Raw genomic sequence first — 10,467 nt, 5'->3', positions numbered from 1 at the left:
GGCTCAGTAATCGATGCCCTGCGTTGCAAGGTGCCCTTCGACGGTTTCCACGGTGTTTTCTATCGCGTCGGCAAAATCGTCCGAGCAAAGCGCCATGGACTGGTCCAGCGCAAACGCGATGAGCGGCGTTATATCGATCCCTTCGGGGAGGGGATTTTCGCTCGCCGCGAGGTAGACCCCGGCCACTTCGGCTATCTGCTCGGAAATCAGGCCCGCCGCAACGGAAAGGTCCTGCGTGAGCGCGTACCCGTAGTACACCTGGCTCTCCCTGAACTCCTTTTCGGCCTGCTTGATGAACCTGGACACAGCGTGGTATCCGGTGCCGGTACTCTCTGAAAACCCCTTCGCATAGGCCCGGACGAGAAGGGTGGGAAGCTGCGGGTTGCGCCGGATAGCCGATTCCATTATCTTTTGCCCGATCTGCGGGTCTAACTGCTGCACCACGAGAAGGTCGATCCCGTACTCGACCAGGAAGTGGGCAACGTCCAGGACCGCACCTTCATCGATCCCGAGGGCGGTAAATTGCGGGACGGCCTGAAGGATTTGCGCCAGCACGGCGGCTTTCTGGATAACGTACCCCCCGTTGTGGGCCGTGGAATCGCCCCCTGCAAACTCGTTGTGCCCGTAAAAACCCCGGGCGAGGGCTTTCGCCGGCTTCGACTTTGCCTCGTTCCAGACCTTTCCCGGTTCGTAGTGCGTTTCATCCCCGAAATAGGAGACGTAATCCGGGTTCATGAACAGGTTGTTGAAGATGTCGGGCGCGTTGCTCCCGTAGATCTCGTTGGCCCGGAAAATGCCATTTTTTTCGCTCACCCTGTCTGCCACGTAGGCGTGGGTTGCTGCCCCCCAGGCAAATACGTTCTGCGCCTGGCAGGCAATAAAAGCGACGATCGTAATTCCCAGAAACATTCCTTTCCATCTCACCCTGAACCGTTTCATGTTTCCCTCCTTTTTTCTGATTTCACCTGTTTAACGGCGGCTTTTCCGTGCCCCGTTGCGTCTTGCAATGTCCTCTTTTTTTTTCCGGGTGTCCATCGTTACCGGTAGATAGTTCAAGAGGCGTGCCACGGAGAGAAAAGCAGCGTCTTTGGGGGGAAACCTGTTGAAAATATTAATGTTTCAGGGAAGGATGCTGTTTGGCCGTGAAGGCGGGTGGGAAGAGGCGTGCGCATCCTCCCGGGGGAGGGTGGGAAAGGGGCTGCGCGCCCCCGATCCTTACAGCCCGTACTCTTTTATCTTTTTCTGGAGGGTGCGCCGGCTGATGCCGAGGAGCTCCGCCGCTTTTGTCCGGTTCTGTCCGGTAGCCGCCAGTGCCTCGAGGATCATCTGCCGTTCCGCCGCGCGGGAGATGCCCTCGACCCTTCCCTTGAAAGAGCTTTCCGCCGGCGGTTCCATGAGCCCGGCGATCTCCTCGGGTATCTCCTCGGGGCCGATAACCTCGCTCTCGCTCATGAGGACCATCCGCTCTATCGCGTTTTCGAGCTCCCGCGTGTTTCCGGGCCAGTCATAGTTGCTGAACGCGTCGGTCACCTCGGGCGAGAGGGTAAGGGACTCCCTGCGGTACCGGGTGGAGTATTTCTTGAGAAAGTACTCTGTCTGGGGGAAAATGTCCTCCCTTCTCTCTTTCAGCGGCGGGATGTGAATCGGCACCACGTTCAGGCGGTAGAACAGGTCTGAGCGGAAGGTGCCGGCGTCGATCGATTCTTTGAGGTCCCGGTTCGTCGCCGCGATGACGCGGATGTCGACCCTCATGGTTTTCACTCCGCCCACCCGCTCGAATGTCCAGTCCTGCAGGACCGAGAGGAGCTTCACCTGCAGCTGCAGCGGCATCTCGCCGATCTCATCGAGAAACAGCGTCCCCCCGTCGGCGATTTCGAAGCGGCCCGGTTTCGTCGAGACGGCGCCCGTGAAGGCCCCTTTCTCGTAGCCGAAGAGCTCGCTCTCGATGAGGTTCTCCGGGATGGCGGCGCAGTTTACCTTGACGAAGGGGTGGTTTCGCCGGTCGCTTGCCAGGTGGACCGTGCGGGCGACGATCTCCTTGCCCACCCCCGTTTCGCCCGTGATGAGCACCGTTGAGTCGGTCTTGGCGATTTTCTTGATGGTGCGGAACACCTGCTGTATCTTCCCCGTGGACCCGATGATCTCCGGGGAGAAATACCGCTCGTCGTCGAAGTAGGCCGAGATGAGCTCACGGTTCTTTCTCAGCTCGGAGAGGGCTTTGTGGAGCACGTTTACCAGCTCGTCGTGGTCGAAGGGCTTGGTGATGAAGTCGTGGGCGCCGTTTTTTATCGACGTCACGGCGGCCTCGATGTTTCCGTAGGCCGTCAGCATGACGACGGGAACCTCGGGCCACTTCTCTTTGCAGAGGGCCAGGAGGTCGATGCCGCTTTTGCCGGGCATCATGAGGTCCGTCAGGATCAGGTCGAAATCCGTCTTTCCCAGAGTCTTCAGGGCGCTGTCCACATCGCCGGCGGTTTCCACCTGGAAGCCCTCATTTACGAGCAGGTCCCTGAGGATCTTCAAGAGGTTGCTGTCGTCATCCACTACCAGGACGTGTGCCATTGCAAGTCCCCCCTTTTTCCTTCGGTTTCAGGATAATTCCTTACAATTTCCATGCCACCCCGTTTCTATGAAGACCCCCGGCGGGCTACCCGCCCCTAGAGGGGGAGCTTAACGGAAAACGTAATACCCCCTTCCGGCCTGTTCTTCGCTTCCAGCGTACCGCCGTGCCCCTGCACGATCCTCTGGCATATGGCAAGGCCCAGGCCCATCCCCCGCTTCTTCGTCGTGAAGAAGGGCTCGAAAATCCGGTCGTGAAGCTCCGCAGGGATTCCCGGGCCGTTGTCGGAAAAACATATCTCCAGCCTCTGGGGCGTGGAATCTGCGTGAATTATCAGCTCGCCGTGCGGGCCCGCTGACTCCCGGGCATTTTTTATCATGTTGAAAAAAAGCTGCTGCAGCAGGGAGGGGTCGGCCTCGATCCGCGGCGGTTCGGGGGATAGGTCGAGGGATATCTGAAAATCGGGGGAGTCCATCTGGGCAAGGCGGACCGTCTTTCCGAGCGCCTCCCCTAACGACAGGGGTTGTTTCTCCACTTTGAGCGGCCGGGTAAAATCCTGAAAGTGGACGAGAACGCCCTGAAGGCGCTCGATCTCCTCGCTGATGATGCTGCTGTACTCGCCGAGCTTCGCTGCCCCGGCGCCTTTCAGTTCCTCTACCTGCAGCATCGACGCTCCCTTTATCGAGCTGAGCGGGTTCCTGATCTCGTGGGCGATGCCTGCTGCGAGCTCGTTTAGCACCGCCAGCTTCTCCTCCGTCTCGGCCAGGATGTCGTATGCCCTGCGGTGCTTGAATATGCCGAGGGCGAGGAATATGAAGGCGACGGAGGCGCCGAAGGGGCCGAGGGGGTAGACGGGGACGTTCAGGGTCTGCACGTGGTCCGTGGTGACCGTTGCTGCCCCTATCGTGAATGCGATCAGAACGAACCAGTGCCGGCTCCTCTCTTCCGGGTTCTGGGTCTTTCCGAGGGAGTTTATGAGCATCAGGAAGCTGGCGAACAGCATGGGGGAGACGAAGACGAAGTAGGAGATATCCCAGTACCCCCTGTCCACGAACTGCTTGAGCTGGGGATGGAATATGGCGGTGAGGCTGATCATCGCCAGGAGGCACGAAAAGACGTATGCCGGGACTATCCAGATGGTGGTCTCCTTGAGGGGGTTTACGAAGGTCAAAACAAAGTGGAACATGAGGGTGGGCAGGAATGCCGACCCCATCAGGCCGATGTAGGACAGGAACCATTTCCCCGTCGATATCCTCATGAACTCGCAGAGGTTCCAGACCATGGAGCACAGGCAGACGAGGACGAAGGTGATGTACAGGGCGGTCCTGGCCGTGCGCGTCAGCACCAGGATGGCAAGCACGATGTTGATGAGAACGGAGACGATGGCGAAGAAGGTGTAGAGATCGTGAAAGGTAAGCGTCATCGGCCAAGTCACCCCCTTGTGTTCGACCCCGGGGGGGGTAAGCGGTTACACCGCTGTTGATAGGGTCCGCTGCCGTGCAACTTTTCTCCGTGGAGCCGGGACGGGATCGGGTGATTTTCGGCTGCGGGCAATTGAATGTCTCCTGATCATCCGGTTTTTGCCTTCCCACAGCCGGTTTCCACGGGCCATCTCGGGGCGGGTCGTTCACCGTTGCCTGATATCGCTATAAAAATAGTAACAAACTGTGCAGTTCCGTCAACCGTGAATGGCCGGGAGTGGGGCATTCCCCCTGCTGCTTTGGTCTGTGTCTGAAATGCTGCGGGATACGCAATATGGCGGGAATTTCGGGACCCCCCGGTGCCGGGTTTTGCGGCTTCCCCCGGGCTTATCCCTTGACATAAGGAAAAAGCCTGTGGTACTTCCATAAAAGGGGAGAATCGGGTTTGTCCGCATATAAAATGGCATCCGCCCCTTTTCGCCTTTGGCGGAAAACTTTACGGTTTTCCTGACGGAGCGCCTGAGCGTGGGGCTATTGCATCTCTATCAGAATGGGGCTGTTCCTGAGGGCTTTTCATTTATCCTGCGGGAAGTCGTGTGCGGCTACGTCATTTTTCGGATACGCAGCGGTCAGGTGCGCAGCGGCCCCCCCGGGGGACGCCGGGGCACGAAAAAACGCTTGATTTCAAATGTAAATGTGGAGTGTCTCGATGGCTGAAGGCGGCAGAAGGTCTGATTCCCCCGTCCTGGATGACGGCGCGAAGGTCGCCGTAATCGGGGGCGGACCGACGGGATCATTCTTCAGCATCTTTGCCCTCAAGATGGCGAAGATGATCGACATGGACCTGGAGATAACCATATTCGAGCAGAAGGATTTCTCGCAAAAGGGCCCCGGGGGCTGTAACCGGTGCGGGGGCGTGATCTCGGAGCTCCTCGTCCAGACTCTTGCCGTGGAGGGCATAAACCTCCCCGATTCGGTAATCAGGAAGGGGATCAATTCCTACAACCTGCATACGGACCAGGGGGACGTGTACATCGCGACCCCGTCGCTCGACAAGAGCATAGCGACGGTGCACCGGGGCGGCGGGCCACGGGGCGTTTCCGGGACGGAGAAGGATAGCTTCGACAACTTTCTCCTGGGTCGGGCGGTTGAAGAGGGAGCCGTTCTCAGCCCGGCGAAAATCGACGGGGTCGAAAGGAAAAACGGCAGGCCCCGCCTCTTTTCAAAGGGGCAGGAAATGGGGGAGTTCGACCTCGTGGTGGGGGCATTCGGTCTCAGCAGCAAGACGGCAAAGCTCTTCGAGGGGGCCGGGTTCGGCTACCGGCGGCCGGAGATGATCACGGCGGCGATGGGAGAGGTGGCCCTGGAGGGGAGTGTCGTTTCCGAATGCTTCGGCAACTCCATACACCTCTTTTTGCTCCCCACGAAGGATATAAAGTTTGCCGCCATTATCCCCAAGGACAATTACGTGACGGTGTGCATACTGGGCAAGAACGTGACGGGAAAGGTCGTGGACGATTTCATCGCCCACCCGAAGGTGAGGGCGGTCTTTCCCGAGTCGGCCCCCGTGCAGCTCAGCTGCCGCTGCTTCCCGAGGATGAACGTGGGGGCGCCGAAGAAGCCGTTTGCCGACAGGATGGTGATGTGCGGCGACGCGGGCTCGACGAGGCTTTTCAAGGACGGCATAGGCGCCGCGTACATCATGGGGAAGGCAGCAGCGAAAACCGTCGTCTTCGAGGGGGTCGGCGCCGAGCACTTTCAGAAGCATTACTATCCCGTCTACCGGGAAATCGTGATCGACAACCTCTACGGCCGGTTCCTCTTCGCCGTCACCGATCTCTACCGGAAGAACTCCGTGTTCTGCAGGGGGATGCTCTCCGTGGTGAATTCGGAGCAGAAAAGGGCGGACAGCTCGAAGGTTTTGAGCTCCATCCTCTGGGACATGTTTACCGGGAACGAGCGCTACAAGAGCGTATTTCAGCGGACGCTCGACGTGAAGATGAACATGGAGCAGGTAAAGAACATGATGAAGATTTTAGCGGGGAGGGGACATGGTTGAGGGAGAACTCGGAAGGGTCTACACTGACGGCGAGGTCATATTCAAGGAGGGCGACCGGGGCGAGGAGATGTTCGTCATACAATCGGGCCGGGTGAAGATAACGAAAACCACCCCCTCCGGCGACATGGAGATCGCGATCCTGGAGAGCGGCGAGATATTCGGGGAGATGGCCCTCTTTGACAAGCTCTCGCGCTCGGCAACGGCCAAGGCGGATGGCGAGGCGAGAATTTTGAGCGTCGATAAGAGAAAGCTCTTCACCTCCATCAGCAGGGACCCGATGCTGGTGTTCAACATCCTCCAGGCGATGAGCAGGAGGATCCGGTCCCTGAACGACGACCTGAAGCAGCTCCGCCAGGAAAAGCTCGATGCCGCGAAGGTCTGCCTCTCCGAGGACGAGGTGTGCGCCCTCGTGCTGGGAAAGGCGAAGAACATGGTCCCCGCCGACAACGGCTCCATCATGCTCATCGACGAGGAGGCACACGGCCTCAGCATCAAGGCCGCCTTCGGCACCGAATCGGACAGGAAGGTGAAGCTCACCATCGGGGAAGGCATAGCCGGCAACGTACTGAAGACGGGGAGGGCGGAGATGATAAACAACGTGTCGACGGACGGGCGCTTCCTCGATGGGGAGCTCAAGATCCAGTCGATCATCTGCGTTCCCCTCGTCTGGAGGAGCTACAACCTGGGCGTCATGAACGTGAGCAGCAGCGCGGAGAAGGTCTTTACCATCGACGACCTGAAGCTTCTGGACGGCCTGGCCATGTACGCTGCCATAGCGATACAGAACGCGCGGGTGTTTGCCAACCTGAGCATCATAACCGAGCGCTTCATCGACGACGCCTCATCCCTCGATATTTCCTGATCTCCCCCGTTTCGGCCGGGATTTTTCCTCCTATCAGGGGTTCCTGCGTGATATTTCCTCAAAAGAAGGAAAGGGCCGCTTTCCCTGGGGAAATTTATTCCTCTTTTATTGAATAATTTTCTATAAAATGCGGGAGAGCATGAATAATAGCTATGGAAATCAGCAGGTTATCGTCCGGGTACCGATCTTGCTTTGTTTTCTTCGAATAGGTGGCATGTATCTTTAAAATAATGGAATAATATGCTGTTAATGATAACCATTTGCTGACAAGTGCACGTGCAGGTCTAAATAATGATTGTTATTCAGTAAGTTGTATGTTTTAAAAACGGTAAAAAAAGCTTGACTGCTATGCTGAAATTTTATAGTTTTATTATAACATTCTTTAAAACGATATTTTATATAGTTGGGTCCACTGCCTTTCACGGGGGGGGAAAGGTTATTTACATATCTCTTCGAAAATCAAGGCAAAAATATGCATCCCCGGTGAATTCCTCATCCCGTTGTTTTGTTCGTCCCTTTCCCCGTTCTGGCCGGACCTTTCGCTTTGAACGTCCGGAACCATGCAGGGTAGGTTAAATGGCCCTCTGTCAGAAATTATTTTCCGGGAAAAAGTCAGAGGAGAAACTGCGCGGATACGTGTCAGGGAAGATAAAGGGGGGATCTTCCCGTGACATTGGCTGTATATATATTTTTTTGAAAAAGGGGGTGATAGCGGCTTTACGGAAGAACGGATCGCGATTTCGGGATTTGGACTGAAACCCGTCAAATAAGGCAATGGAGGTCACGATATTCGTGATGGAAAAAAAAGAATAATAAGGAGGTCTTTTAAAAAAATCTTAAAAAACAAGAAACAAAGGAGGAGGATCATGCTAAAAAGATCGTCCATAGTTTTATTGCTCACAATGATGATGGTTATCTTTTTACTTTCTGTTAGCACCGAGCTTATGGCTCTAGAATGCAATGCTAGCAATATTGAAAAAAACAAATGTTTTGTAACTGCTAATGGATACACGATGAAGATTGTTGATACTGGATTTTGTGAGGATAATCAGGGTGTCGTACATGAAATAACTAGTTTTCCTCATAAGTTAGGTGGTGACAGACTTTTATGGTGTTATGAAGCTATATCGACCGAAACTAAAGGGGGAGGTAATCTCAGTCAAGTCGACTTGCAGGTTCCCGTTGACCTCATTGATCCACCTCCTGGAAGAATTGATATAGATTCTTCAGGACAGATTTTTTCTTACAGCTCTGCCAATGGTTGCTCAGGGGACTCCACAACCGGTTATATGATTGGGGCCAAATTGGAATGCGCGATAAAGTGGGTCTTCAAACTCAATCCCGGAGGAAATGTGAACAGATTCTCTTTTGAAACAACGGGCCCGGTAAAAACCGGTGTGCAAGAGATGGCACCGAAGATTGGGAGTGACCTTTGGCCGGGTTTTATACTTGCTGCGGGGGGAGACGCTGCTTTTTCAATTCAGAGCATAACGGATTTCATGATAATAGAAGGCTTATTGATTAGATTTGGGAGAGACACAAACCAATGTATTACTAGTGCATCCCAATGTACAAACCCAGCTTCAGCAACTGATCCTGCAGATTGCACTCAATGGACCGAACTTACGCCGGTGGATGTTGATTTTGATGTAACGGATGGAGAAGGCGAGCCGATACCGGGTGGCTCTGGACTCTTGCGAAGAATTTCATTTCTCGGCGGGAATCAAGTATGTGATGAAGCCTACCTAACTATTGGAGACAACACATGCGTGTGGATACCAAACGGCGCAGGGGGTTGGTATCCGATTGGTGATACATGTCCGTAGAATTAGGAATCCTGATAATGCAAATTTTGATAACCACAGAATCATTGAATAAAGGAGGAGGATCATGCTAAGAAGATCGTCCATAGTTTTGTTGTTTACATTAATGGTGTTCTCCATCATTGTGTTGTTCGCCTACACCGATGTTGTGGCGCAAGCATTACCAGAACTATGCACAGGCACTAGTTTTGAAATATCATATACGCCAGGTTCGACAAACCCGATTGAAACTACATGCAAGATCGAAGATGGGAGCGGCGTAATTATTGAAACAGTACCTTGCACCATTAATAAGTACCAACTGAAACGTATTGCGAACTCAGGTCCAAAAATATTCTTTACTATTCCTTTCTGCCTTCATGATAAATATCTACTAAAGAAAACAGCGGATACATATGTGAGGGCTGAAGTTTCTTCAAAATTCGTTTATAACGCCTGTGAAGATCCATCAGGGGGTAGTCAAGATTTTTTTGATGAAGGGAAACATTTTTGCGGTGATTGGTTAGTACTCTCCACCGAAGTTTCCGGCAACGCAGCAGATTTGTTTTTAACTTTTGAAGGCCATAATTTGACAACAGATATGACTTCTGTGATTTATTTATCGAATCCAAGTACTAATACATTTGAGGGATGTCAATCAGCTGATAAGTTTGGAGGGATTGCAGGGCCGTCCTGCCCAGCAACAACACCCCAGTCTCCTTTTACACCCCTGAGCACGGTGGATCTAAAGATATTTGAAGGTGTAGCTTATAAATTTATTTATTTAGAAGGATGCATTGTAAGCGCTTTTAGATGTCAAGATGATCCACAACCATCTGAACCTGAAGATTGCACTCAATGGATCGCAATCAATCCTGTGCCCCTTAACGTAACAGCGACAGTTAATAGCTCCCAAAGTCCTAATGAACCTGTTCAAGAAGCCGGATCTTTGAAAGGAAGTGGAGCAAACAAATGTGATGCATACTTTACTGTCGGAGACAACACATGCGTGTATATACCAAACGGCGCAGGGGGTTGGTATCCGATTGGTGATACATGTAATTAGACATAGGAATCTTAACAGTGCCATATTTTTCAATGATGGATGCATTTAAAGCCAACTTGCTATTTGGTTTTCTTGACCAACAAAAAAATTATTTCAGTTGATCTAAGAGATAAAAGGCGGGGCCAGAAATGGCCCTGCCACTCTCATATTAACTTTCTTCATTATTTGTATTTAGCTCTTTCAGGTTGTCATTAAGGAGGATGGGGTGGATGGCAAAGAGCGAAACGGGAGGCTCGTTACCCCTCATGTCCTGAAAGCGCTAATTCTGGGGCTTCTCGTGGGGGTTGTAGGTATCGCCGTTAGTCCCCTCCGCATCACCATCGGGATCGAGGAGAACGCCGGCCTCGGCCTGTTATTTAAGCTGACGGGGGCGATCGAGCCTCCTCCCGACACCGTCGTCGTCAGCATAGACAAGGAATCATCCGAAGTGCTCGGCCTTCCGGACAACCCCGACAAGTGGCCCCGGTCGCTCCACGCCCGCCTGACGGAAATCATGGCGAGGGAAGGCGCAAGCGTCGTCGCTTTCGACGTCCACTTCATCGAGCCCCGTATTCCCGGGGATGACACCTATTTTGCCAGTGCGATGCAAAATGCCGGCAACGTGGTGCTCGTCGAGCCCATGAAGACGAAGGAGGTCACCCTCCCCGGCGGTGGGTCGAATGCAGGGGCTCACAGCATCGTGCGGGTGGTGCCGCCC

General features: G+C 53.9%; 8 protein-coding genes. 5 read left to right on the top strand and 3 right to left on the bottom strand.

Features of this window, described 5'->3' with window-relative positions; genetic code table 11:
• Positions 1–3: 3 nt before the first annotated feature.
• The 3 genes from GTN70_10430 to GTN70_10420 all read right to left on the bottom strand — a co-directional run bounded on the left by GTN70_10430 (position 4) and on the right by GTN70_10420 (position 3,983).
• The gene (locus GTN70_10430; protein ID NIO17383.1) at positions 4–939 is read right to left on the bottom strand and encodes a hypothetical protein; all 936 of its coding nucleotides are present in this window, start codon (positions 937–939) and stop codon (positions 4–6) included.
• A 276-nt stretch (positions 940–1,215) separates the two neighbouring features.
• Positions 1,216–2,562 (bottom strand): response regulator, encoded by a 1,347-nt coding sequence (locus tag GTN70_10425; protein ID NIO17382.1) that lies wholly within the window; start codon positions 2,560–2,562, stop codon positions 1,216–1,218.
• Between the two features lie 95 nt (positions 2,563–2,657).
• Positions 2,658–3,983, bottom strand: a complete 1,326-nt coding sequence (locus GTN70_10420; GenBank protein ID NIO17381.1) for a hypothetical protein — start codon at positions 3,981–3,983, stop codon at positions 2,658–2,660.
• A gap of 707 nt (positions 3,984–4,690) precedes the next feature.
• Between GTN70_10420 and GTN70_10415 the strand changes: the two genes are divergently transcribed.
• The 5 genes from GTN70_10415 to GTN70_10395 form a co-directional block, all read left to right on the top strand.
• Positions 4,691–6,040, top strand: a complete 1,350-nt coding sequence (locus tag GTN70_10415) for a hypothetical protein (GenBank protein ID NIO17380.1) — start codon at positions 4,691–4,693, stop codon at positions 6,038–6,040.
• Positions 6,033–6,902, top strand: a complete 870-nt coding sequence (locus GTN70_10410) for a cyclic nucleotide-binding domain-containing protein (GenBank protein NIO17379.1) — start codon at positions 6,033–6,035, stop codon at positions 6,900–6,902. The genes GTN70_10415 and GTN70_10410 overlap by 8 nt, the downstream gene beginning before the upstream one ends.
• 866 nt (positions 6,903–7,768) lie before the next feature.
• The gene (locus tag GTN70_10405) at positions 7,769–8,728 is read left to right on the top strand and encodes a hypothetical protein (GenBank protein NIO17378.1); all 960 of its coding nucleotides are present in this window, start codon (positions 7,769–7,771) and stop codon (positions 8,726–8,728) included.
• 64 nt (positions 8,729–8,792) lie between these two features.
• Positions 8,793–9,770: a hypothetical protein gene (locus GTN70_10400; protein ID NIO17377.1), complete on the top strand. Its 978-nt coding sequence runs from the start codon at positions 8,793–8,795 to the stop codon at positions 9,768–9,770.
• A 205-nt stretch (positions 9,771–9,975) separates the two neighbouring features.
• A partial coding sequence (locus GTN70_10395; protein ID NIO17376.1) for a CHASE2 domain-containing protein occupies positions 9,976–10,467 on the top strand: 492 nt, incomplete at its 3' end.

Source organism: Deltaproteobacteria bacterium, from assembly GCA_011773515.1.
GTDB lineage: Bacteria > Desulfobacterota > Deferrimicrobia > J040 > J040 > WVXK01.
This window is presented reverse-complemented; position numbering and strand designations above follow the sequence as displayed.